We start from the raw sequence: 23,152 nt of genomic DNA, 5'->3' as shown, positions 1-23,152 counted from the left end.
TCCGCCCGGCTCGCCACGTCGGGTCGTACGCGCTGGCTGCCGCCCGCGATCACTGGTTCCCTCATCCTCGCACGAGCCACCGACAGCGCCGCCGCGCCCGCCGCGAACCCCGTCGCGCGGCGCCCCGGTGTCCGGAACGGGTGGCTGCGCTCCAGCCGGCGGGGGAGAATCCTTGAGGCACCGCACCGCACGGTGCCACACGGACAACGGGGGACAGACAGTGGAGACCGCGGAACCGACACCGCATGCCCGCTCAACGGATCCGGCCGCGACGGGAGATGGCCCACCACCCGACGCACCCCAGCTCTCACTGGAGCTGCTGGTGCACGGCGTCGGCGGCACCACCGCGCAGGAGATGCTCGGCGACCCACGGGTGCAGCTGATCACGGGGGACGACACCGCCGCCTGCTACCGCCGTACGGAGGACGCGGACGCCGAGCGGCGACCCCAGGACTACCTCGACGAGCCGGTCCGCGAGGCGTACTGCTGGTCCAATCTCACCTCCGGCAACGGAGCCCGCGCCCTGTGGCTGATCCTGGTGCCCTTCATGGTCGCCAACCTCGCCCACTGGATGCGCCCGGCCGCCCCGGCCGACCATCGGGCACAGCGGCTCTACGACCTCCTGGTGCGCCTCCTCGCGCTCACCCTCACGGTCCTGCTCGCCGCCGCGGCCTGCGAGGTCGCCCTCGACCTCACCGCCTGGCAGTGCGCCGGCACCACGGTCTGCGTCGCCGACAAGTCCTGGCTGGGCTTCCTCAGCCCCGACAGCCACGGCTGGTGGAGCGCCCCCGGCCGCCGGCTCGCGCTCGCCTCCGCGGTACCGCTGCTCGTCGTCGGCTTCCTGTGGTGGCTCTCGCACCGCACCTGGAGCGCCTACGAGTCCGCCTCGCCGCCGCCCCGGCGGCCCGGCAGCTCCCGCTACACCCCGCACACCGAACGCACCGCGCTCAGCCTGGAGGGCTTCTGGTACGGCCGCCGACTGGTCGCCCGGCTGCGCTCCGCGCACACCACGGCCGGCGTGCTGACCATCGCCGCGGTGCTGCTCGGCGCCGGCGCCAAGGCGGACGCACGGGCCGGCGGCGAGACCGCCCTCGCGGTCACCGGGCGGGCGCTGACCGCCGTGGTCATCCTGCTCGCCGCGGTCACCCTCGTCATCGTGTGGCGGACCGCCCGCAGCGAGGCCGCGCCGGACGACGAATCCGACCGCCTGGTCGTACGGGCCCTGCCCTACGTCGCGCTCGCCGTGCTGGCGCTGATCGCCCTGCACACCGGCTGGGCGCGCCCCGGAGCCCGCAGCCACGGCCCGCTGCCCGGCGCCGCCGCGTTCGGCGGTATCGCGGTCTTCCAGGGCCTGCTGGTCCTGGCGCTGGCGGTGACCGCCTGGGTGCTGCAGCGCGCCGCCCGCGACGACGCCCGCACCGCCCTGCGCGGTATGGGCGGGCCCGCCGTCGCCCTGCTGGCCTGCGCGGTCGCCGGTGTGCTGTCCGGGGGCGTGGCCCAGCGCTTCGCCGACTGGATGGACGGCGGCGCCACGCCCGGCCAGGCGCACGCCCCCATCCCCGGCCCGCCGGTCCTGCTGTCCTGGCAGGCGTCGGCCATCCCCGCGCTGCTGGTGGTGTTCGCGGTCGTCGCCGTCCTCGCCGCCATCCGCGTGGCCGTCGTCCGCGGGCGGGTCGTCAAGGACGTCCCCGGGCTCTACGACCCCAGGGAGCGCCCCGACGAGCGCCGTACGAAGCGGATCGCCGGCACCATCGCCCGCGCCGGACTCACCGACGCGGCGCCCGTCCTGGTGGCCGCCACCGCCGCGGTCACCCTCGTCCTGGGAGCCGGTGCGGTGGCCGGCGCCTGGCTCACCGACCGGGCACCCGGCCCCGCCACCGCCGACGCGCCGCCCGTCGTGCACGCCGCCGCCCAGACCGCGGAGTCCCTCGGCTCCTGGCTGATGAGCGCCGGCGTGATACTCCTGATCGCCATGGGCCGGCGCGCCTACCGCGACCACTCCGCCCGCCGCACCATCGGCATCCTCTGGGACGTCGGCACGTTCTGGCCGCGCGCCGCCCACCCCTTCGCGCCGCCCTGCTACGCCGAGCGCGCCGTCCCCGACCTCACCTGGCGGATGGCCACTTGGACCGAGCGCTTCAACGGCCGTCTGGTGATCTCCGGGCACTCGCAGGGCAGTGTGCTGGCGGCCGCCGCCGTCTGGCAGCTGGACCTGGTCACCCGCAGCCGGGTCGCCCTGCTGACGTACGGCAGCCCCCTGGAGCGCCTCTACGGGCGCTGGTTCCCGGCCTTCTTCGGGCCGCCCGCGCTCACCGGACTGCACCGCGAGATGGACGACTGGCGCAACCTGTGGCGCTTCACCGACCCCATCGGCGGCCCCATCCGGCTCACCTGCGAGGACGGCCGCCGGGTCGACGAGGGGCCGCTGCGCGACCCGCTCGCCTTCGGCCGCACTCTGCGAAACCCGCTGCCCGCCCAGATACTGGGCCACGGCGACTACCAGACCGACCCGGTCTTCGACACGGTCCGCGCCGAGCTGATCGCCCGGCTCGACCCGGACCTGCCGTGCCAGCGGCCCGCCGGTGAGGAGGTGGACGACCGCCCGACTCAGGAGAGTTCGGGCAGATCGTCCGCGTAGAGCAGGGTCAGGTCGTCGGTGCTCGGGTCGGACAGCTGCGCCACCCGGCCCGCGTGCCGCTCGACCATCGCCTCGAACGTCTGCCGCGCGGTACGGCCGTTGCCGAAGGAGGGCCCCTTGGGGAGCACGGTGAAGTACTTCAGCAGTGCCTCACCGGCCCCCTCGGCGAGGCGGTACTCATGCTCCTCGCCCTGCTGCTCGACGATCCGCAGCAGCTCCTCGGGGGCGTAGTCACCGAAGGTGATGGTCCGTGAGAAACGCGACGCCACACCGGGGTTGACCGCCAGGAAGCGCTCCATCTCGGCGGTGTACCCCGCCACGATCACCACCACCGCTTCCCGGTGGTCCTCCATCAGCTTCACGAGGGTGTCGATGGCCTCCTTGCCGAAGTCCCGGCCGGAGTCCTCGGGGGAGAGGGCGTACGCCTCGTCGATGAACAGCACCCCGCCGCGCGCCCGGTCGAACGCCTCCTGCGTACGGATGGCCGTCGAGCCGATGTGCTCGCCCACCAGGTCCACCCGCGACACCTCGACCAGATGCCCGCGCTCCAGCACCCCCAGCGACGCCAGGATCTCGCCGTAGAGCCGGGCCACGGTGGTCTTGCCGGTGCCGGGGGAGCCGGTGAACACCAGATGGCGGCGCACCGACGCGGCCTTCAGTCCGGCCTCTTGGCGCCGGCGCCCCACCTCGATCATGTTGATCAGGCTGCGGACCTCGCGCTTGACGCTCTCCAGCCCCACGAGGGTGTCGAGCTCGCCCAGCACCTCGTCGGACGGCCGGCTGCTTGCGACCGGTTCGGCCGCCGCCGTGGCGGCCGGCGGCGGGCTCTGCGCCGGGACGCCGCCCAGCAGCCCGGCCGTCTGGGTCGCCTGCTGCACGGGGGGCGGCACCGCCGCGGCGGCCGGCGACACCGCACGGCTCTCGTCGCTCGTGCAGTCCTGGACCGTGGGCCCGTCCCCCTGCCCGGCGCCGCCCTCGGCGAACTCGTAGCCGCCGCGCGCACAGCGCTCCGTACGGCACCGGGCCAGCGTCGTACGGCAGCCGTCGATCACATGGAAGCCGAAGCCGGAACTCCCGGTGACCCGGCAGCCGTGGAAGGTGCCGCGGCCCTCGGCCGAGACATAGAACCCGGCCTCGGCCGGTCCGCTGACCGTGCAGCCCTCGACGGTGGGGTCCGCGCCCTTGGTGACGATCACGCCGGTCTGCGCACCGTCGATGGTGCAGTTGGCGAGCGTGCCGCCGCTGCCGTGGTCGCGGAACCACGCACCGGTCGCCGCCTCCCGGATCCGGCAGTCGTCCAGCTGGACGGTCGCCCCGTCGCTCACCGACACCGCGGTGTTGCGGACCTGCGCGATGTCGCAGTCGACGACGTCGGCGCGCGAGCCCCGGTCCAGCACGAACAGCGCGTCCGGCACGTCGTGCACCCGGGTCGAGTCCAGTACGGCGGTGGCGCCGTCGCTGACCCACACCGCCGGGTAGTCGCCGGTGCTGTCGTGGATCTCGCACTGGTTGGCGTCCACCCGGGTGCCCGGGTCCCATACGGACAGGCCGTTGCGCCCGAAGTGCCGCACCGTGCTGCGGGTCAGCGTCAGCACCGAACGGGACCGCAGATCGACCGCGTTCTCCGGGATGTCGTGGATGTCGCAGTCCGCCAGCGTGAGGACCGCGTCGGTGTCCAGGGTGACGCCGTCGGCGGAGGTCCGGTGCACCGTGCAGTCCGTGAGATGGCCGGTGGCCCGCGCGGCCACCTGGATCCCCGCGCCCTTGATCTCGTACAGCTCGCAGCCCACCGCCTCGACCGCGCTGCCCTCGCCGTTGACCGACAGCCCGGCGCCCGAGGCGTGGTGGATCCGGCAGTTCTCCAGCCGGGGATGGGCCCCGCCGCGCACCGCCACCCCGGCCTGCCCGGCGGCCACCACCTCGCACTCCTCGAAGAGACCGCCGGCCCCGTCCAGGACGCTGATGCCCACCCCGCCCGCGTTGTCGACCGTGCAACGGCGCACCGTCGGGCGGGCCCCGCCGCGGACCTCGATGCCGGAGGCGGACCGGGTCACCACCCGCAGGCCGGTCAGCTCCGGCGCGCCGTCCTCCACCAGCAGCGCGGGTGCGGCCGAGTCCGTCGCCTCCAGATGCAGATCGTGGACGGTCGCCGAGGCTCGTATCGTCAGCGCCACCCCGTCGGCCGGGGCGATCCGCACCGAGCCGCGCGCCCCGTCCGGGCCCCGCAGCGTCACCGCGCGCAGCAGCACCAGGTTCTCCCGGTACGTGCCGGCCGGGACGGTCAGCACATCACCGTCCCCGGCGGCTTCCAGGGCGGCGGCGAGCGAGCTGTACTCCCCTGTGCGGCGCCGCCACCGCGACGTTCCGGAGTGCGTCACCTGGACCGAGCCCTGTGCCATGGCGCTGTCGTGCCCCCACCTCGTGCGGCTGATGTCGGCCCGGCAACCATCCGTACGCGGATGTCCGCATTCGGTACTGCAGGCCCCAGCCGAGAGGCTGGCGCCCCCACCGTAGCGCGCCCGGGGGGCGGCAGTTGACACGGTCAGTACCTGGTCAGCCGCGAGGGACCGGGCGGCTCAACTCCCGGCGTCGGCCCGGCCCCAGTCCTGGCCCGCGCGCTCCCACTCCGCGTCCCAGCGGCGGAAGCGACGCGCCATCAGCTGCCCGACGACCAGGCGCCGGCCGCCCTCGATCAGCCCGCCGACGGCGGCCGCGCTGCCCAGACCGGCCAGCACCGCGTGCGTACCGGCCGTGCTGACGTCCATCGGCCGCGGCATCACCCGGCCCCGGTCGTCGGTCCAGATGCGGAACCGCTCGCCGGACTCCACCGGACGCGGTGCGGCGAGCTGCCCGGTGTGGGCGCTGCCGTCCAGGGCCGTCCAGCGGGCGATCACCCGGAGGTGGGCATCGCGCTGCGAGGAGGTCTCCGGATCGGGGTCGAGCGGAGCCCGGGAGACCAGCCGGTCGACCGTGGCCCACACCAGATGGCGCTGCTGATACTGCATCCGTACGGCTTCCAGCAGCGCGCCGTGCGCCGCCCGGCCGATGAGCCAGCCGGCGGCGGGTGCCCCGAAAACGATCAGGAGGGCGGCGGCGAGCGCCAGCCAGGCCTCGATCCGGTCGGTCCGACGCCGCAGCGGATTGCGCCGCCAGCGCCATACCCCTCGCATCGCTCGCATCGTCGCCCCCTCTCCGTGTTGGTAAATACCGCATCAGGGGTGCTCCAGGCGAGAGTTCCGCCAAGAGAGAGGCACATCACGCCGTATCGGAACCGGGTTTCCGCCCCACGGAGCGGGATCCCGGGGCCGGGGCGCTCAGCTCAGCCGTACCGCCAGCGTCACCACCGCGCCCGTCAGGCCCGTATCCGGCGCCGCCCCGGCGACCTCGAACCGGTCCGCCACCAAGCGCGCCAGCCACAGCCCGCGCCCCTTCGTCGCACCGTCCAGGCCCGGCAGCAGCTCGGGGATCACCGCCTCGCTGAACCCGGGGCCCGCATCGCTGATCCGGCACTCCAGTTCATCGCCGAGCCGCCGCAGCACCAGCCGCCCCGAACCGCCCGCGTGCTCCACGGCGTTGCCCGCGATCTCGTCCACGGCCAGCACGAACTCGCCCCGCTTCGGCTCGCACAGGCCCTCCCGGGCGGCGCACTCCTCCACCAGCAGCCGCAGCTGGGGCAGCAGCCGGGCGGTGAAGCGCCGTTGGAGCAACCGGCGGCCGGACTCCTCGGCCGGCTTCTCGGCCGGGCCCGCCGGATCGGGGTTCACCACGAATGCACCACCTCCGTCAGCACCAGCAGCGGCACCGTCCCGCTGCCCAGCCGCCGCAGCGTCCGGCGCTGCCCGCGGTGGCAGCGCACCTCGATCAGTTCATGGCCCACGGCGCCGCGGGCCAGCATCAGCAGGCGGACGGCGCAGCCCACCGACAGGAAGTGCAGCCGGGACAGATCCACCGTCAGCCGCCGGGCCGGCGCCGTATGCGCCAGGGCGAGCTGCAGCGCCCTGCTGAACGCGTCCTGATTCGCGGCGTCCGCCTCGCCGATGAAGCGCAGCGCGCCGTCCGGGTCGCGCACCGACCGCAGCGCGCCCAGGCGCTCCAGCAGCGCGCGCGGGTGCGCCCGTTCCATGGCCGCGACGACCTCGCGGTCGAACCCGCGGCGGTCGTAGGCGCAGATCTCCGTGTACGGGCGGCAGCGGAACAGCGCCTGCGCGCCCGTCTCGCGGCGCATCATCGCCTCGACGTCCGCGCCGAGGGCGGCCACCCAGCCCATGTCGATGAACGCCCGAAGGCCCGTATAGCCCTCGGCCGTGGCCCGGTCGGTCTCGGCGTAGAGCCGGCCCATCTGCCGCGCGGCGGTGAACGCGGTGTCCGGCGCGATCATCCCGCGCATGCTGTCGACCACCAACTGGCCGCGGGCGCGCGCCCGGACGGTGCTGCGGCTGGGGAAGTCGATCCTGGCCAGCACCTCCTCCTCGGGCACCCCGGGGCAGGGCAGCACCAGCACCTTCTCGCCGCGGGCCAGCCCGAGCCGGACGAATGCCGTGACGACCTCCCAGCGCACTTCGTCGTTGCCGTAACTCACAAAGGCGTGGTCTCCGGGCCGCAGATGCTGGACAGGGATCAGATGGTCGCTCTCGGTGTCCCTCGCAGGCATCGTCACGCGGTCCTGGTCTCCCGTCCCCCTGGCCCGTTCGGCGGCGCCGCGCGCCCACCGCGGCCGACCGTCACCGGGCCGTGATGGTCCGCCAGTCGTCGCGAGCGCCCGTGGCGCGGCCACGGTGCAGGGCCGCGCCGGCCCGTCAGTCGAGTATCTCGAACGGGTCGCCGATACGGATCGTGCCGCCCCCGCGGGGAATCAGATTCTGGCCGAAGACCAGCCGGTCTCCGAAGCGGCGACGGCGGGCGAGGGTCCGCAGCGGCTCCTTGCCGCGCTCGGCGGTGCGCTGGTCGGTGGTCGTGACCACACAGCGTGCGCAAGGCTTGACTACCTGGAAGACCACCTCGCCGATACGGATCCGCCGCCAGTCGTCCTCGGCCCAGGGAGCCGTGCCGTCCACCACCACATTGGGCCGGAAACGGTTCATGGGCAGGGGCCCCTCGTCGGGGTGGTCGCCCTGCGCGACGAGCGAGTTGAGGGCGTCCAGCGACGAAGCGGTCGTCAGCAGCAGCGGGAAGCCGTCGGCGAAGCCGACCGTCTCACCGGGCTCGCAGTACTCGGGGTGGATCGGCCGGCGCTTCTCCGGGGCGTCGAGATGCACCAGCCGGCACTCGACGCCCAGATACCCGCGGAACCATTCGGCCGCCGCCTCGCCCGCGGGTACCGCCTCCACCTCGTCCTTCCAGACCTCCACCGAGACGGTCTCCCCGCACCCGGGCAGCTCGACCGTCAGCGCCGCCATGCCGGGGGCGGTGAGCCTGAGGGCACCGCCCGGCAACTCCTCGGCGCGCGTCAACGCCAACCTCGGCTGCTGCCGTTGGGTGATCATCCTGCGCCCGGCGTCCACCAGCATCCATCGTCGGTCCCCGGCGAGCCCCCACGGCTCCACGACCGCCTCGCCGGGGTCGGATCCCGCCAGGGATTTGACCGGATAGAGATGGATCGACTGCAGCGCGGACTTCGGCATGGGTGCCATCCTGCCAGCCGCCTCGGACAGTTGACCGATCGCCCAGGTCAGTACCCGCGCGGGTACTGCCGGCCGTACGGATCCTCGTACGGGGCGGCCGGGCGGGGCGCGACCGGAGCGGCCGGCCGCATCGCCTCATACCCCGTGCCCATGCCCGGTGCGGGACGCTGGGGCTGGGGCTGCTGCGGGGCCTGGTAGCCGCCGCGGACGCCCGCCTGCTGGGGGATGTATGGCGCCGGGGCGTGCTGCAGCGGTGCGACCGGCTGCGCGGCGGCGCCCGGGTACCCCTGACTCGGCGAGGGGTGGGAGGGAGCGGGCGGCAGCGCCGGAAGCGCCGAGGGCAGCGCCGGCAAATAGGAAGAACCCGTGTCGTAAGGGGAGGGGTTCACCCGGATCGGGGCGATCTGGGGCGTGCCCCGTTCTGCGACGAGGCTGTCGTAGATCGGGGTGTCCGGGAAGGAAGGCGAAGCGTAGTAGCCGCCGTAGGTGGAGCGGGGGGAGGTCATGCCTCATAAGTTAAGCCCACGATGTGCTGATTGGGGAGTCTGGAAAGAGGGTTGTTTTACGTGTTCGGAGAGGCCATGGATCGCCAATGCGAGCGAACTTGGGAAAATCGGTCGCGATCGCCCGTAGGAATCGTGTAAAGACCTCGCTTCTCGCGGGTGAACAGGGGACGTTCGGAGCGGTTCGGGCCAAGTAGGTTGGGAGTGCCACCACTGACGGGGCACGGCGGACGAGAGGAAGGCGCAGCGATGTCGATGCTCAAGGGCGGCAACGTCCCGGTCCCGGCCCGGGCGGTCCGGGTCGAACTGGGCTGGCAGGCCGCCCCCGGGACGCCGGACGTGGACGCCTCCGCGCTGCTGCTGGTGTCCGGAAAGGTCCGCGACGACGGCGACTTCGTCTTCTACAACCAGGCCGCGCACGCCTCCGGCGCCGTGCGCCACGAGGGCAAGCGCCCGGCCGGCGGCGCGATGACCGACACCCTCACCGTCGCCCTGGCCGCCGTCGAACCCGCCGTCGACAAGGTGGTGCTCGCCGCCTCCGCCGACGGCGGCACCTTCGGGAGCGTCCCCGGGCTGCACATCCGGGTGCTGGACGCGGCGAACGGCGCGGAGATCGCCCGCTTCGACAGCCGGGACGCCACCACGGAGAGCGCCTTCGTGCTCGGGGAGCTCTACCGGCGGCAGGGCGGCTGGAAGTTCCGCGCGGTGGGGCAGGGCTACGACACCGGACTCGCGGGCCTCGCCACCGACTTCGGCATCAGCGTCGAGGAGCCCGCGCCGCCGCAGGCCCCAGCGCCCGCCCCGCCCCCCGCCTCGGCGCCCGCCACGGCTCCCGCGCCCCCGATGGCGGCGCCCGCGCCGCCCGCGGCACCTCCTGCGCCCCCGTTGCCGACGGGTCAACCGGCGGCGTCAATTCCGCCCCCGCCGGGGCAGCCCAGGCCGGCTTCCGCGCCCCCTCCGGTTCGTCTGACGAAAGTCACCCTCACGAAGGACGCTCCCGTCGTTTCGTTGACGAAACAGGGCGGCACCTCGGGGGCGATGCGGGTGAACCTCAACTGGAGCACCGGCGGTGCGGGCAAGCGGCTGACCAAGAAACTCGGCCGCAAGGCGATGGAGGCCATGGGCGCCCGCGGCGCGCTGCTGCCCTCGTCCGGCGAACTGGACCTCGACCTGTGCGCGCTGTACGAACTCACCGACGGCGCCGCCGGAGTGGTCCACCCGCTCGGCAACAACTTCGGCACCCTGCACGCGCCGCCGTACATCCAGCTCGACGGCGACGACCGCACCGGTGCGGTCGCCGACGGCGAGAACCTGACCATCAACCTCGACCACCAGGCGCGCATCAAGCGCATCCTGATCTTCGTCACCGTCTACGCCGGGGCCCGCAGCTTCGAGGGGCTCAGCGCCACGGTCACCCTCCGGCCCCAGCACGGAGCCCCCGTCGAGTTCACGCTGGACGCCTGCACGGTGCCCTCCAAGGTCTGCGCGCTGGCCCTGATCACCAACACCGGCAGCGAACTCGTCGTCCAGCGCGAGGCCCGCTACCTCGTCCCCGAGCCCGGCATCAGCCCGCAGCGCACCGTGGACTACGCCTACGGCTGGGGCCTGGACTGGTCCCCGGCCAGCAAGTGACGTGGGCCCCCGGGGGGCGGCCCAGGGCGCCGACACCAGGGGCGCACCGGCGTCAGTACGTCCGCCCCTTCCAGGCCGCGCCGCGCCCCCGGTAGTGCTGCACCGCCGAATCCACCGTCATCAGCAGATACAGCAGCGCGGTGAACGGCAGCAGGGGCGCCGCCCAGACCGGCTGCCCGTAGTAGCGCAGCATCGGCAGATACGTCCCGCACATCACCGCCCAGGCCGCGCCGCCCAGCGCCGCGACCGCCGGGTCGCCGCCCGCCAGCCCGGCCGCCAGCGCGAGCGGCGGCGCCAGATACACCAGCGCGAGACCGAGGGCCGTGCCGAGCAGCAGCAGCGGCTGATGCCGCAGCTGGGCGTACGCGCTGCGGGAGACCATCCGCCACAGCTCGGCCAGCCGCGGATACGGCCGCACGCTGTCCACATGGTCGGCCAGCCCCAGCCAGATCGTGCCGCCGCCGCGCTGCACCGCCCGCGCCAGCGTCACATCGTCGATCACCGCGCCCCGGATCGCCTCCGGGACCCCGGCCCGCTCCGCGGCCTCCCGCCGCAGCAGTACACAGCCGCCGGCCGCCGCCGCGGTCCGCGCCCCGGGCCGGTTCACCCAGCGGAACGGGTAGAGCTGCCCGAAGAAGTACACGAACGCCGGCACGATCAGCCGCTCCCAGAACGTCACCACCCGCAGTCGGGCCATCTGCGACACCAGATCCAGCCGTGCCGACCGGGCCGCCGCCACCAACTCCCGCAGGCTCTCCGGACCGTGCGCGATATCCGCGTCGGTCAGCAGCAGATAGTCCGGCGCCATTCGCTCCCGGGCCAGCGCGATCCCGTGCCGCAGCGCCCACAGCTTGCCCGTCCACCCCGGCTCGGGCTCACCGGGCGAGGCCACCGTCAGCGGCAGCCCGCCCCGGGCGTCGGCCAGCTCTCGGGCGAGCGCGCCCGTGCCGTCCGTACTGCCGTCGTCGACCAGGAACACCTCCGCCCGGCCCGGGTACTTCTGCCCGAGCAGTGAGGGCAGGCTCTCCGGCAGCACCGCGGCCTCGTCCCGCGCCGGCACCACCACCGCGACCGACGGCCAGCGCCCGGGATCCCGGCGGTCCGGCAGCCGCATATCGGTACGCCAGAAGAAGCCCTGCCCCAGCAGCAGCCACGCCCAGGCCGCCAACGACCCGGCACCGATCCAGCCCATCGCTCCCACGCGCGCAGTCTGCCGCACCACCGCGGCGACGGCCCGGCTTGTCGGCCGACGTGTCCCGACCGGACGCCCCGGCCGGTATGACAAGTGGGACGGCCGGACCGGTAAAGTGTCCGGGTGAAGATCGCGCTGATGGACTCCGGGACCGGGCTGCTCGCGGCGGCGGCCGCCGTACGCCGACTGCGGCCGGACGCGGATCTGGTCCTCTCCTCCGACCCCGACGGCATGCCCTGGGGTCCGCGCACCCCCGACGACGTCGCCGAGCACGCCCTGGCGGTGGCCCGCGCCGCCGCCGCGCGCCGCCCCGACGCGCTGATCGTCGCCTGCAACACCGCCTCCGTCCACGCGCTGCCCGTCCTGCGGGCGGAGCTGGAGCCCGCCATCCCGGTCATCGGCACGGTCCCGGCCATCAAGCCCGCCGCGGCCGGCGGCGGCCCCGTCGCCATCTGGGCCACCCCCGCCACCACCGGCAGTCCCTACCAGCGGGACCTGATCGAGCGCTTCGCGCACGGCGTGGCCGTCGCCGAAGTGCCCTGCCCGGGTCTCGCCGACGCGGTCGAGGCCGCCGACGAGGCCGCCATCGACGCCGCCGTCGCGGCCGCCGCGCAGCGCACCCCGAGGGACGTACGTGCCGTCGTCCTGGGCTGCACCCACTACGAGCTGGTCGGCGACCGGATCCGCGCCGCCCTTCAGCAGCCCGGTGCCCCCGCACTCGTCCTGTACGGCTCGGCCGAGGCCGTCGCCGCCCAGGCGCTGCGCCGCGCCGGCGCCGAACCGGCACCCGCGGCCGCCCCGACCGGCGGGCTCAGCGTGCTCCTCAGCGGCCGTCCGGCCGGACTGCCGTCCGTGGCGCTCGCCTACGCCGAGGGCCGGCTGCTCGCGGGGAGCCGTACGGACGCCGCGGGTGTGCTGAGCGGCTGACCGCCCCCGTCCGACGCGCTGCCATAGCGTGCGAAGGCGCGTACGCTGCGTCTCATGAGGGACCACCCCCACGAGGGGGCAGCAGCCCCCGGCGACCACGGCAGTGCCGGCGGAGCCGACGGACCGGCGCCGCGCCTCAACGGCTCCCACGCGGAGATCCCCGAGGTCTGGCACGGCAGCGCCACCAACCGCATCCAGTGGCTCCTGGCCGCGGTGGGCGCGGCGTGTCTCGCGCTGGGCATCGAACTCGCCGTCGACAGCAGCTGGACCTCGAGCCTGGCGCCCCTGGTGATGTCGGTGGTCGGCTGTGTCGCGGCCGGCCTGCTGGTGCTCTTCGGCACCCTCGCCTTCGTCCATGTGGCGGTACGCGTCGACAAGGACTGCCTGGAGGTGCGGTGCGGCCATATAGGGGTGCCGCGCCGCAGGATCCCCCTCGACACCGTCGTCGACGCCGACTTCGCCCCGCAGGTCACCCCCCGTCACTGGGGCGGCTGGGGCTACCGCTGGCGCCCCGAGCAGGGCACGGCCGTCGTCGTGCGCCGGGGTGAGGGGCTGGTGCTCAAGCTCGGTGACGGGCGCACCTTCACCATCACCGTCGACGACGCCGAGGGCGCCGTCCGCGCCGTCCGCCGCCGGCTCTCCCCGCGCAACGGGACCCCGGCGGGCGCCTGAGCAGCGGCCGGGGCACACGGCCGGGAACTCCGCCCCCGCGCCGGGGGCCCTCCGCGGACCCGGCCACCGGCCACGTCCCGTAGGGTCGAAGCATGCCAACGCCCGACTTCATCCGTGACCTGCGGAACTCCATCGGCCGGCAGCTGCTGTGGCTGCCAGGGGTGAGCGCGGTCGTCTTCGACGACGAGGGCCGTGTCCTGCTGGGCAAGCGGGCCGACACCGGCGGCTGGTCGGTGATCGGCGGTATCCCCGAACCGGGTGAGCAGCCCGCCGAGACCGCGCTGCGCGAGGTCTACGAGGAGACCGCGGTGCGGGTCGTCGCCGAACAGGTGGTCCTCGTCGAGACCATGCCGCCCACGCACTACCCCAACGGGGACGTCTGCCAGTTCATGGACGTGACGCTGCGCTGTCGCGCGATCGGCGGCCGGGCGCGGGTCAACGACGACGAGTCCCTGGAAGTGGGCTGGTTCGCGCTGGACGCCCTGCCGGAGCTGGAAGAGTACGCGCTCACCCGCATCAAGCGGGCGGTGGAGGCCGGGCCGACCTGGTTCCACGGGATGGGGGAGGAGCCGGAGGGCCGGCACTTCCCGGTGTAGGCCCCGGCCCCTCCGGCCCAGGGCCCGCCTGTCCGGTGGATCAGGCTCGGACATCCTCTAGAGCTCCTCCGTCGACGGCTCCTCCAACGGGTCCGACGGCTCGACGGGGAGCGTGGGCAGCCGGGACGAGCCCGGGGAGTCCGGCCGGCCGGCCGGCTCCTCCGTGTGCATCTCGCGCCGGTCCTTGCGGCAGCTGGTGATCCAGGTGCCGGTGGGGCCGCTCTCGTACTGGCAGAACCAGCCGCGTACGGCCAGCGTGCCCAGGTCGCTGTCGCCCTCCCGCGGCGCCCGCAGCAGGAACTCCTTCATCACGTCGCGGGCCTCCCCGCAGCCCACCGTGCCGCCGGCGCCCGGATCGGCGTAGAGCGCGACATCGCCCGCCGCGCCCAGGGCGTCCTTGATCGTGCCGCAGCTGACCGGCTGCCCGGGGACGGCGGGCGAGGGGACGCCGGGGTCGTCGGGGCCCGGCCCCGCTCCCGTACCGGCGGACGACGGCACGGCGGTCGTCGCCCCGCCGCCCTCCGCGTCCCCACACCCCGCGGCGGCCAGGGCGAACAGCACGGTCGGCAGGGCGATGAGCCTCCGCATGTCGGACTCCCTCGTGGCGGCGGTGCACGGACGGCACGTTGCGTCGTACGACGCTAGGAGCCCCGCGGGGCCGCGGCGATCCGGGACGGCCGATCGGGTGAACTGTGCCCGGTGCGGGGCACGGTGGCACGGCGGGCGTGCCCGGGCGCCACACCCGGCTCCCGAAGTGTGGTGCCGTGGCACATCGGTGCCGGCCGTCGCGCTGCCTAGGGTGCGGACATGACCAGGATCGGTACCCCAGGAACCCCCGGCACACCAGGAATCCCGGGTGCCCCGGGCGCGCCACGCACTGCGGGTCCGGTGTCCCTCGAACTCGACGGCCGCACCGCCCTCGTCACCGGCGCGGCCGGCGGCATCGGACGCGCCTGCGCGCTGCGGCTGGCGGCGGCCGGCGCCACGGTGCGCGCCGTCGACCGGGACGCGGCGGGCCTGGCCGGGCTCGCCGCGGCGCTCCCGGACGGCGCCCGCGGCGGTATCGAACCCCGCCCTCTGGACCTCACCGACCTGGACGCCGCCGAGCGGGCCGCGGCGGGCATCGACCTGCTGGTCAACAACGCCGGTATGCAGCTCGTCCGCCCCATCGAGACCTTCCCGCCCGAGGTCTTCCACGAGGTGCTGACCGTCATGCTGGAGGCTCCCTTCCGGCTGCTGCGCGGCGCGCTGCCCCATATGTACGAGCAGGGCTGGGGCCGCGTCGTCAACATCTCGTCGGTGCACGGGCTGCGGGCCTCGCCCTTCAAGTCCGCCTACGTCGCCGCCAAGCACGGCCTGGAAGGCCTGTCGAAGACCGCCGCCCTGGAGGGCGCCCCACACGGTGTCACCAGCAACTGCGTCAACCCCGGATACGTCCGCACCCCCCTCGTCGAGCGCCAGCTCGCCGACCAGGCCGCGGCACACGGCATCCCCGAGGAGCGCGTACTGGCCGACATCCTGCTCGCCGACTCCGCCCTCAAGCGACTGCTCGAACCGGAGGAGGTCGCCGAGGCCGTCGCCTACCTCTGCACCCCGCAGGCGTCCTTCGTGACGGGTACCTCGCTGGTCCTGGACGGCGGTTGGACGGCGCACTGAGCGCTCCGTCCAGCGCGCGCATCGCGGCCGATCCGCGGGCTGCCGGAGTCTGGCGCGCGGCGACGACCCGAAGGTATCCCTGTGACCATGCCCAACGACCAGCCGACGCCCGCGCCCGGCACCGACTCCGCCGACGCCCCCGCCCACGACCGGGCCGAGGACTCCTCACCCGGCGCCCCGGGCTTTCTCGGCCTGCTCGCCACCGGGGCCGCCGCCGAGGACTACGAGCGCCCGGTGCTGCGGGCCCGCGCCGAGGGCGCGCCCGCCGGCCGGCTCGCCGCACTGGAGCGGGCCAAGCTCCTCGCGCTGCGGGTACGGACCGAGTTGGAGGACCGCCGGCGGCGCGAGGCCGAGCTGTCGGCGCTCTACGCCACCGCGCACGACCTGGCCGGGCTGCGCGACCTGGACGCCGTACTGCGCGCCATCGTGCGCCGGGCCCGCTCCCTCCTGGGCACCGAGGTCGCCTACCTCACCCTCAACGACCCGTCGGCCGGCGACACCTACATGCGGGTCACCGACGGCTCGGTCTCCGCGCGGTTCCAGCAGCTGCGGCTCGGTATGGGCGAGGGCCTGGGCGGGCTGGTCGCGCAGACCGCCCGCCCCTACGTCACCGACAGCTACTTCCACGACGAGCGGTTCCGGCACACCCGGAGCATCGACTCCGGCGTCCGCGACGAGGGGCTGGTGGCGATCCTCGGGGTGCCGCTGCTGCTCGGCAGCGGCGTCATCGGCGTGCTGTTCGCCGCCGACCGCCGCGAGCGGGTCTTCGAACCGGGCCAGATCGCCCTGCTGGCCGCCCACGCGGCGCACGCGGCCGTCGCCATCGACACCGCCAACCTGCTTGCCGAGACCCGTAAGGCGCTCACCGACCTGGAGGCGGCCAACGAGATCATCCGCAACCGCAGCGCGGTCATCGAGCGGGCCTCGGACATCCACGACCGGCTGACCGAACTGGTGCTGCGCGGCGGCGGGGTGCGGGACGTCGCGGACGCGGTGGCCGAAGTGCTGGGCGGCGAGGTGGAGTTCACCGATCCCGAGCGGGCGCCCGCCGCCGCCCTGGACCGCTCCCGCGCCGACGGCCACGCCGTACGGGACGACGGGGGTACCTCCCGGTCGAGCGAAGCCGAGAGTGGGGGAGACTGGGTCGCCGCGGTATGGGCCGGCGGCGAGGTCCTGGGCGCCCTGGTCCTGCGCGGCCACCCGACGCTCGACCCCGTCGACCAGCGGACCCTGGAACGGGCCGCCATGGTCACCTCCCTGCTCCTGCTCGCCCGCCGGACCGCCGGCGAGGCCGAGGCACGGGTGCGCGGCGAACTGCTGGACGACCTCCTGGACGCCGCCGGGCGCGACCCCCGCCTGCTGCGCGAACGCGCCGCCCGCGTCGGCGCCGACCTGGACGCGCCCCATGTGGTCCTGGCGGCGCGGATGGCCGATGCGCCGACGTCCGGCTGCGCGGACCCGCCGCACCCCGCCGGCGCCGACCGCCGGCGCCTGTGGTCGGCGGCCGCCCACCTCGCCGCCACCCGCCACGGCCTGGCCGCCGTACGGGACCGGGGCGCCGTCCTGCTGCTGCCGCTCGGACCGGACGGCGATCCGGCGCACTCCGCCCGCCGGATCGCCACCCGGCTCCGCGCCGCGCTGCACGCCCCCGTCACGGTCGGCGCCTCGGCCCCGGTGCCGGCCCCCGCCGCCCGACCCGCGGCCGTCGCGGACGCCTACGCCGAGGCCCGGCGCTGCCGGGAGGCGCTGTGCGTGCTGGGCCGGGCCGGACAGGGCGCGGCCGCAGCCGACTTCGGCTTCCTCGGTCTGCTGCTCGCCGACACCCGTGATGTGGACGGCTTCGTGCACCGCACGCTCGGTACCGTCGCCGACTACGACGCCCGCCGCGGAACCGAGCTGCTGCGCACCCTGAGCGCCTATTTCGCCTCCGGGATGAGCCCGGCCCGCACCAAGGACGAGCTGCACGTCCATGTGAACACCGTCGCCCAGCGCCTGGAACGGGTCAGCCGGCTGCTGGGACCCGACTGGCAGACCCCGGCGCGCGCCCTGGAGATCCAGCTGGCGCTGCGGTTGCACCAGCTCTCCGGGGCCATGGCGCGCGATACGGAGGAGTAGCGGGAGCCGGCTCCGGGTGCGCGCCCGCAGGGCCTGAGGCAGCGTGGACCCGGAGCTTTCGCTCCTTCCCCGGACACACAAGGAGTTGGATATGCCGGACAAGGGCGCCAGGGACAAGATGACGGGCAAGGCCAAAGAGAGGGCCGGCCAGGCCAAAGAGAAGGCGGGCGAGGCCATCGACGACGAGCGGATGAAGGCCGAAGGCCGCACCGACCAGGTCAAGGGCAAGGCCAAGAGGGCCATGGGCGAGGCCGAGGAGACCGTCCGGGGCGCGAAGGAGAACATCCGGGGCGCCAAGGACTCCCTGCGGTCCAAGGACGACAGGTCCTGACGTCCGGCGGGGGTGTGGCGGGCCCGCTGCCCGTCTCCCGGAGCGTCCCACGGCCCGTCACGCCCCCGCCGTACCTCAAGCCTTCGCCACCTCCGCGGTCGCCGCCCCCTCCACCGCCGCGAGATCCCGGTTACGGGTCTCCCGCGCCGCACCCACCGCGATCAGCGTCAGCACCGCGGCGCCGATGACGTACAGGGCGATCGGTGTCGGGCCGCCGAAGTCGGCGAGCAGCGCCGTGGCGATCAGCGGGGCGGGTGCCCCGGCCGCCACCGACGCGAACTGGGCGCCGATCGAGGCACCCGAATACCGCATCCGGGTCGCGAACATCTCCGCGAAGAACGCCGCCTGCGGTGCGTACATCGCACCGTGGAAGACCAGCCCGACGCTCACCGCGAGCAGCAGCGGCCCGAACCGCCCGGAGTCCACCAGCGCGAAGAACGGGAACGCCCATAGGGCGACGCCGGCCGCGCCCAGCAGATAGACCGGACGGCGCCCGATCCGGTCCGACAACGCGCCCCAGGCGGGGATGACCGCGAAGTGCAACGCCGAGGCGATCAGCACCGCGTTCAGCGCGGTCTGCGGTCCGAGCCCGGTGTGTGCCGTCGCGTAGACCAGCACGAACGCCGTGACGACGTAGTACGAGATGTTCTCGGCCATCCGCGCGCCCATCGCGATCAGCACATCGCGCCAGTGGTGCCTCAGGACCGCGACCAGCGGCGTCCTCTCCACCGCCGCGCCCTGCGCCCGCCGGGCCTCGGCGCTGCGCAACGCCTCCTGGAAGACGGGTGATTCGTCCACCGACATCCGCATCCACAGTCCGACGACGACCAGCACGCCCGAGAGCAGGAACGGCACCCGCCACCCCCAGGCCACGAACGCCGCCTCCGGCACCAGCGCCGTCATCAGCGACAGCACGCCGGTGGCCAGCAACTGCCCCGCGGGCGCGCCCGTTTGCGGCCAGGACGCCCAGAACCCACGCCGCCGGGCGTCGCCGTGCTCCGACACCAGCAGCACCGCGCCGCCCCACTCACCGCCCAGCGCGAACCCCTGGACCAGCCGCAGCACGGTCAGCAGCACCGGCGCCGCCGTGCCGACCGCGGCATGCGTGGGCAGCAGCCCGATCGCGAAGGTCGCACCGCCCATCATCAGCAGGCTCAGCACGAGCAGCCGCTTACGGCCCAGCCGGTCCCCGTAATGCCCGAAGACCAGTGCCCCCAGGGGCCGGGCGGCGAACCCGACCGCGTACGTCAGAAACGACAGCAAGGTGCCGACGAGGGGGTCGGAACCGGGGAAGAAGAGCTTGTTGAAGACCAGCGCGGCGGCCGATCCGTAGAGAAAGAAGTCGTACCACTCGACGGTGGTGCCGATGAGGCTGGCGGCGACGATCCGCCGGAGGTTGGCGGGGGCTGGTGGAGCGGTCGCGGGGGAGGGCATCGGCACCACTTCCTGCAGGGGGCGGGGACGGTCTCGTGTCGCCACACCGTAGGAACGTGCAGGTCAGAGGCGTATGTGGTGGGACACCATAGTTCCGGGTGGGGGAGTGCGGGTGCCCACCATGCGATACGCTGGAACGAAAGTGCCTGTGCCCGCCGGCCCCTCGCGGCTCAGCCGCCCCGGGCGGTGCGGCACGGCGGTCAGCATCTGCTCGGGCAGCGTGGAGTCCATACCAACAGCGCCACGGGACAGCTGTCTTCCGTGGGTGCGTTCTCCGTAGGTCGGTTTCATGGACCTCAACACCATCACCGAAGTCATCCGGCGACCGTCCGAGTGGCCAGGCATCGAATGGCACGAGGGCGACGCCTGGCTCGCAGGCGGAACGTGGCTCTACTCCACGGAGCAGCCGGACCTGCGACGGCTGGTCGACCTGACGGCGTTGCGTTGGGAGCCTCTTGTTCCGACGGACGAGGGCCTGGAGATCAGCGCCACATGCACCATTCGCGACCTGTACACCTTCTCCTGGTCGAAGGGCTGGACCGCCGGAATTCTCTTCCGGAAGAGCTGTGAGGCATTCCTGTCCTCGTTCAAGGTCTGGAACGCGGCGACCGTCGGCGGAAACATCTGCATGTCCTTGCCCGCCGGCCCGATGATCACGTTGACGGTCGCGCTGGAGGCGCAGTACGAACTGTGGGCGCCCGACGGCTCCGTACGCTTCGTCGACGCCCTCGATTTCGTCACGGGCGACCACCGCAACGTACTCGCCCCCGGGGAGATCCTTCGGCGCGTCGTCATTCCGGACCGCGCGCTGCGCAAACGCACCGCGCACCGCCGCTTCACGCTGACCCGGCTCGGCCGTTCGACGGTGTTCCTCGTCGGCACGCAACGGCCGGGAGCGAACGACCTGTTGCTCACCGTCACCGCCGGGACCACGCGGCCGGTCCGCATCGCCTTCGACTCCCTGCCCGATGTCCGAACCCTCCGGCAGAGCATCGACGACGCAGTGCCGGCCGACCTGTGGTTCGCCGATCCCAATGGGACCCCCGACCACCGTCGGCATCTGACACGGCACTTCGCCGAAGAGATCTGCCGCGAACTCACCGCTGGGGACCTGGCATGAACTACCGAGTGAACGGCAGGGAATTCGACTGGGAGCCGGCTCCCGGTCAGTGCCTGCGCACCTTCCTTCGCGAACTCGGCCACTTCGGCGTCAAGAAAGGGTGCGACGCGGGCGACTGCGGCGCCTGCACGGTGTGGCTGGACGGCACACCGGTACACAGCTGCATCACCCCCGCCTTCCGCGCGGACGGCCGGGAGGTGACCACGATCGAGGGCCTCGGACGGCCCGGCGCCCCGCATCCCATGCAGCGGCAGTTCGAGGACGCTCCGGGATTCCAGTGCGGATTCTGCACCGCAGGGATGATCATGACGTCGGCGACCTTCACCGAGGATCAGAAGGCGGATCTCCCACGGGCGTTGAAGGGCAACCTCTGCCGCTGCACCGGATACCGGGCGATCGAGGACGCCGTGAAGGGCGTCGGTGCGGTGGAGACGGCGGCACCGGGCAAGGCCGTCGGGACGAGCGTCGGCGCGCCCGCGGGCCACGACGTGGTGACGGGTCACGCCGAGTTCACCATGGACACGCGGATCGACGGCATGCTGCACCTCAAGGTGCTGCACTCACCCCACGCGCACGCCCGGATCCGCTCGATCGACAAGAGCGCCGCCCTCGCGGTGACCGGTGTGCACCGGGTCTACACCTGGGAAGACGTACCCCGCAGACGCTTCAGCACGGCGATCCACACCGACCACCTGGTCGACCCGGACGACACCTACGTCCTCGACGACACGGTCCGCTTCGCCGGCCAGCGCGTCGCCGCGGTCCTGGCCGACACGGTCGGGGCGGCCGAGGAGGGCTGCCGGCGTCTCGTGGTCGAGTACGAGGCGCTGCCGGCGGTGTTCGACCCGGAGGCGGCGATGGCCGACGGCGCACCCCAGCTGCACGGCTCCGACGATCCGTTCGTCCGCGACCCGGTCCACAACATCCTTGTCGAACTCCACTCGCACATCGGCGATGTCGACGCCGGATTCGCCGCGGCCGACGTGATCCACGAAGGCACGTACTTCTCACCGCGGGTGCAGCACGCGCATCTGGAGACCCACGGCTCGATCGCCTGGATGGAGGACGGCCGGCTGAACGTCCGCACCAGTTCGCAGTCACCGTCGATCGCGAAGGTCAAGCTGGAGCGCCTGTTCGGGCTGCGCCCCGACCAGGTGCGGGTGTTCTGCAAGCGAGTGGGCGGCGGATTCGGCGGTAAGCAGGAGGTGATCGCGGAGGACCTGGTCGCGCTCGCCACCCTGGACACCGGCCGTCCCACCTGTCTGGAGTACACCCGCGAGGAGGAGTTCACCACGGCCTCGCCACGGCATCCGATGACCCTGACGGTCAAGCTCGGCGCGAGGGCCGACGGAACGCTCACCGCCTTCCACGTACGCAACGTGTCGAACACGGGCGCCTACGGCAACCACGGCGGCGAAACGCTGTACGCGGGCGGAGCCGCCGTCATGATCTACCGCTGCCCCAACAAGAAGTACGACGCGTACTCCGTCTACACGAACACCGTGCCGAGCGGGGCGCTGCGAGGCTACGGGATGACGCAGCCGGCGTTCGCCGTGGAGTCGGCGATGGACGAACTGGCCCGCGCGCTGCACATCGACCCGCTGGAACTGCGCCGACGCAACATCGTGCGGCCGGGCGAGCCCCTGGTCGCCCGGCACGACGGCCCCGACGACGTGGTCTTCACCGAGGACGGGCTCGCCACCTGCGTCGACCTCGTAGGGGACGCCCTGGCCCGTACGGCCGACCGACCGCCTCCCGGCCCCCAGTGGCTCGTCGGAGCCGGCGTGGCGAGTTCCCTGCACGAGACCGCGCCCCCGACGGAGCACCTCTCCGAGGCCTGGGTCACGCTGGGCGACGATCTCCTCTACGAACTGGCCGTCGGGACCGTCGAGTTCGGAGAGGGGACCTCCACCGCTCATGTCCAGATCGCGGCCAACCAGCTGGGCACGACGCCGTCGCGGATCCGTCTGGTGCAGTCCGACACGGACCGCACGGGATTCGACACCGGTGCCTTCGCGAGTGCGGGTCTCTTCGTGGCGGGCAACGCGGTCCTGCGGGCGGCCAATGCCGTGCGCGACCGCATTCTGGAATTCGCCGCCGCGCACACGGGCGTCCACGTCGTGATGTGCACGATGGACGACGACGGTGTCGTCTGCGGGGACCGGCGGGTGTCGCTGGCCGAACTCGTCGCGCTGGCCCGCAGGCGTGGAATCCGTTTCACCGCCGCACGCAAGGCCTACGGCTCGCCCCGGAGCGTCACCTCCAACACGCAGGGGTTCCGGGTCGCCGTGCACCGCGTGACGGGCGAGATACGGATCCTGTACAGCGTGCAGGCCGCGGACGCCGGGGTGATCATCAACCCGGCGCAGGTCCGGGGGCAGATAGAGGGCGGTGTCGCCCAGGGAATCGGCTTCGCGCTGACCGAGAACCATCACGTCGACGACCACGGCGTCATGGTCAATCCGAACTTCCGGAACTACCGCATCCCCACCTACGCCGACATTCCCCGCACCGAGGTCCTCCTGGTGGGCTCGACGGATTCGGTGGGGCCCATGCGGGCCAAGGGGATGGCGGAATGCTGTATCAATCCGGTGGCCCCCGCGCTCGCGAACGCGGTGCACGACGCCACGGGCGTCCGCTACCGTGCGCTGCCGCTGACTCCGGAACGCATTTACGGCCGGCTCCCTGCGGAGCAGTCGGTGTCGACGGGTTGAA

General features: G+C 73.5%; 19 protein-coding genes. 10 read left to right on the top strand and 9 right to left on the bottom strand.

The genetic code is table 11. The annotated features are described in order from the left end of the window. Nucleotides 1-220 precede the first annotated feature (220 nt). On the top strand, nt 221-2,638 hold the full coding sequence (locus WAB15_RS07375) for a hypothetical protein (RefSeq protein ID WP_407285733.1): 2,418 nt from the start codon (nt 221-223) through the stop codon (nt 2,636-2,638). Here the strand turns inward: WAB15_RS07375 and WAB15_RS07370 are convergent. From WAB15_RS07370 to WAB15_RS07345, 6 genes are all read right to left on the bottom strand, one after another. Then, nucleotides 2,608-5,037, bottom strand: coding sequence for a right-handed parallel beta-helix repeat-containing protein (locus WAB15_RS07370; protein WP_399149118.1), 2,430 nt, complete (start codon nt 5,035-5,037; stop codon nt 2,608-2,610). The two genes, WAB15_RS07375 and WAB15_RS07370, sit on opposite strands and share 31 nt — an antisense overlap. A 177-nt stretch (nt 5,038-5,214) precedes the next feature. Beyond that, nucleotides 5,215-5,808 carry a hypothetical protein gene (locus WAB15_RS07365; RefSeq protein ID WP_407285732.1) on the bottom strand — a complete coding sequence of 198 codons (594 nt, stop codon included), beginning with the start codon at nt 5,806-5,808 and terminating at the stop codon, nt 5,215-5,217. 144 nt (nt 5,809-5,952) lie between these two features. Continuing rightward, the gene (locus tag WAB15_RS07360) at nt 5,953-6,405 is read right to left on the bottom strand and encodes an ATP-binding protein (RefSeq protein ID WP_407285731.1); all 453 of its coding nucleotides are present in this window, start codon (nt 6,403-6,405) and stop codon (nt 5,953-5,955) included. After that, a complete protein-coding gene (locus WAB15_RS07355; protein WP_399149115.1) occupies nt 6,399-7,289 on the bottom strand; it encodes an MEDS domain-containing protein in 891 nt (296 codons plus the stop codon). Before WAB15_RS07355 ends, WAB15_RS07360 begins: the two co-directional genes overlap by 7 nt. Nucleotides 7,290-7,434: 145 nt before the next feature. Further along, nucleotides 7,435-8,259: an MOSC domain-containing protein gene (locus WAB15_RS07350; RefSeq protein ID WP_407285730.1), complete on the bottom strand. Its 825-nt coding sequence runs from the start codon at nt 8,257-8,259 to the stop codon at nt 7,435-7,437. A 47-nt stretch (nt 8,260-8,306) separates the two neighbouring features. After that, nucleotides 8,307-8,765, bottom strand: a complete 459-nt coding sequence (locus tag WAB15_RS07345; protein WP_407285729.1) for a DUF6643 family protein — start codon at nt 8,763-8,765, stop codon at nt 8,307-8,309. Between the two features lie 246 nt (nt 8,766-9,011). Between WAB15_RS07345 and WAB15_RS07340 the strand changes: the two genes are divergently transcribed. Further along, nucleotides 9,012-10,394, top strand: a complete 1,383-nt coding sequence (locus WAB15_RS07340; RefSeq protein ID WP_407285728.1) for a TerD family protein — start codon at nt 9,012-9,014, stop codon at nt 10,392-10,394. A 52-nt stretch (nt 10,395-10,446) separates the two neighbouring features. On the opposite strand, the gene WAB15_RS07335 is transcribed toward WAB15_RS07340, so the two are convergent. Continuing rightward, nucleotides 10,447-11,586, bottom strand: a complete 1,140-nt coding sequence (locus WAB15_RS07335; protein ID WP_407289183.1) for a glycosyltransferase — start codon at nt 11,584-11,586, stop codon at nt 10,447-10,449. A 123-nt stretch (nt 11,587-11,709) separates the two neighbouring features. Between WAB15_RS07335 and WAB15_RS07330 the strand changes: the two genes are divergently transcribed. The 3 genes from WAB15_RS07330 (at nt 11,710) to WAB15_RS07320 (ending at nt 13,781) form a co-directional block, all read left to right on the top strand. Then, entirely contained in the window at nt 11,710-12,513 is an 804-nt protein-coding gene (locus WAB15_RS07330) for a glutamate racemase (RefSeq protein WP_407285727.1), read from the top strand. A gap of 54 nt (nt 12,514-12,567) precedes the next feature. Then, nucleotides 12,568-13,185, top strand: coding sequence for a hypothetical protein (locus tag WAB15_RS07325; RefSeq protein WP_399149110.1), 618 nt, complete (start codon nt 12,568-12,570; stop codon nt 13,183-13,185). A 92-nt stretch (nt 13,186-13,277) separates the two neighbouring features. Further along, nucleotides 13,278-13,781, top strand: coding sequence for an NUDIX hydrolase (locus tag WAB15_RS07320; protein WP_399149109.1), 504 nt, complete (start codon nt 13,278-13,280; stop codon nt 13,779-13,781). Nucleotides 13,782-13,838: 57 nt separating this feature from the next. Here WAB15_RS07320 and WAB15_RS07315 read toward each other — a convergent pair whose 3' ends face one another. Continuing rightward, the gene (locus tag WAB15_RS07315) at nt 13,839-14,369 is read right to left on the bottom strand and encodes a hypothetical protein (RefSeq protein WP_399149108.1); all 531 of its coding nucleotides are present in this window, start codon (nt 14,367-14,369) and stop codon (nt 13,839-13,841) included. A gap of 219 nt (nt 14,370-14,588) precedes the next feature. Between WAB15_RS07315 and WAB15_RS07310 the strand changes: the two genes are divergently transcribed. The 3 genes from WAB15_RS07310 (at nt 14,589) to WAB15_RS07300 (ending at nt 17,883) form a co-directional block, all read left to right on the top strand. Beyond that, the gene (locus tag WAB15_RS07310) at nt 14,589-15,437 is read left to right on the top strand and encodes a 3-hydroxybutyrate dehydrogenase (RefSeq protein ID WP_407285726.1); all 849 of its coding nucleotides are present in this window, start codon (nt 14,589-14,591) and stop codon (nt 15,435-15,437) included. 87 nt (nt 15,438-15,524) lie between these two features. Then, a complete protein-coding gene (locus tag WAB15_RS07305) occupies nt 15,525-17,552 on the top strand; it encodes a helix-turn-helix domain-containing protein (RefSeq protein WP_407285725.1) in 2,028 nt (675 codons plus the stop codon). 91 nt (nt 17,553-17,643) lie between these two features. Next, the gene (locus tag WAB15_RS07300; RefSeq protein ID WP_399149106.1) at nt 17,644-17,883 is read left to right on the top strand and encodes a CsbD family protein; all 240 of its coding nucleotides are present in this window, start codon (nt 17,644-17,646) and stop codon (nt 17,881-17,883) included. Between the two features lie 75 nt (nt 17,884-17,958). Here the strand turns inward: WAB15_RS07300 and WAB15_RS07295 are convergent, their stop codons facing one another. Beyond that, nucleotides 17,959-19,317, bottom strand: a complete 1,359-nt coding sequence (locus WAB15_RS07295) for an MFS transporter (protein WP_407285724.1) — start codon at nt 19,315-19,317, stop codon at nt 17,959-17,961. Between the two features lie 289 nt (nt 19,318-19,606). Between WAB15_RS07295 and WAB15_RS07290 the strand changes: the two genes are divergently transcribed. Together WAB15_RS07290 and WAB15_RS07285 are read left to right on the top strand one after the other, a co-directional pair. Continuing rightward, nucleotides 19,607-20,437: an FAD binding domain-containing protein gene (locus WAB15_RS07290; protein WP_407285723.1), complete on the top strand. Its 831-nt coding sequence runs from the start codon at nt 19,607-19,609 to the stop codon at nt 20,435-20,437. After that, nucleotides 20,434-23,151: a molybdopterin-dependent oxidoreductase gene (locus WAB15_RS07285; protein WP_407285722.1), complete on the top strand. Its 2,718-nt coding sequence runs from the start codon at nt 20,434-20,436 to the stop codon at nt 23,149-23,151. The genes WAB15_RS07290 and WAB15_RS07285 overlap by 4 nt, the downstream gene beginning before the upstream one ends. The last annotated feature ends 1 nt before the right edge of the window (nt 23,152 follow it).

Source organism: Streptomyces sirii (genome assembly GCF_045690365.1).
In the GTDB taxonomy this organism is placed as follows: domain Bacteria; phylum Actinomycetota; class Actinomycetes; order Streptomycetales; family Streptomycetaceae; genus Streptomyces; species Streptomyces sirii.
The sequence above is the reverse complement of the archived record's forward strand: the minus strand, read 5'-3'. Positions and strand labels throughout refer to the sequence as shown.

Excerpts from the sequence above, each read along its gene's own strand:
- WAB15_RS07345 (WP_407285729.1), bottom strand. The coding sequence starts at position 8,765 with ATGACCTCCCCCCGCTCCACCTACGGCGGCTACTACGCTTCGCCTTCC.
- WAB15_RS07300 (WP_399149106.1), top strand. The coding sequence starts at position 17,644 with ATGCCGGACAAGGGCGCCAGGGACAAGATGACGGGCAAGGCCAAAGAG.
- WAB15_RS07350 (WP_407285730.1), bottom strand. The coding sequence starts at position 8,259 with ATGCCGAAGTCCGCGCTGCAGTCGATCCATCTCTATCCGGTCAAATCC.
- WAB15_RS07370 (WP_399149118.1), bottom strand. The coding sequence starts at position 5,037 with ATGGCACAGGGCTCGGTCCAGGTGACGCACTCCGGAACGTCGCGGTGG.
- WAB15_RS07315 (WP_399149108.1), bottom strand. The coding sequence starts at position 14,369 with ATGCGGAGGCTCATCGCCCTGCCGACCGTGCTGTTCGCCCTGGCCGCC.
- WAB15_RS07310 (WP_407285726.1), top strand. The coding sequence starts at position 14,589 with ATGACCAGGATCGGTACCCCAGGAACCCCCGGCACACCAGGAATCCCG.
- WAB15_RS07340 (WP_407285728.1), top strand. The coding sequence starts at position 9,012 with ATGTCGATGCTCAAGGGCGGCAACGTCCCGGTCCCGGCCCGGGCGGTC.
- WAB15_RS07320 (WP_399149109.1), top strand. The coding sequence starts at position 13,278 with ATGCCAACGCCCGACTTCATCCGTGACCTGCGGAACTCCATCGGCCGG.
- WAB15_RS07295 (WP_407285724.1), bottom strand. The coding sequence starts at position 19,317 with ATGCCCTCCCCCGCGACCGCTCCACCAGCCCCCGCCAACCTCCGGCGG.
- WAB15_RS07355 (WP_399149115.1), bottom strand. The coding sequence starts at position 7,289 with ATGCCTGCGAGGGACACCGAGAGCGACCATCTGATCCCTGTCCAGCAT.
- WAB15_RS07335 (WP_407289183.1), bottom strand. The coding sequence starts at position 11,586 with ATGGGCTGGATCGGTGCCGGGTCGTTGGCGGCCTGGGCGTGGCTGCTG.
- WAB15_RS07290 (WP_407285723.1), top strand. The coding sequence starts at position 19,607 with ATGGACCTCAACACCATCACCGAAGTCATCCGGCGACCGTCCGAGTGG.
- WAB15_RS07285 (WP_407285722.1), top strand. The coding sequence starts at position 20,434 with ATGAACTACCGAGTGAACGGCAGGGAATTCGACTGGGAGCCGGCTCCC.
- WAB15_RS07305 (WP_407285725.1), top strand. The coding sequence starts at position 15,525 with ATGCCCAACGACCAGCCGACGCCCGCGCCCGGCACCGACTCCGCCGAC.
- WAB15_RS07365 (WP_407285732.1), bottom strand. The coding sequence starts at position 5,808 with ATGCGAGGGGTATGGCGCTGGCGGCGCAATCCGCTGCGGCGTCGGACC.
- WAB15_RS07325 (WP_399149110.1), top strand. The coding sequence starts at position 12,568 with ATGAGGGACCACCCCCACGAGGGGGCAGCAGCCCCCGGCGACCACGGC.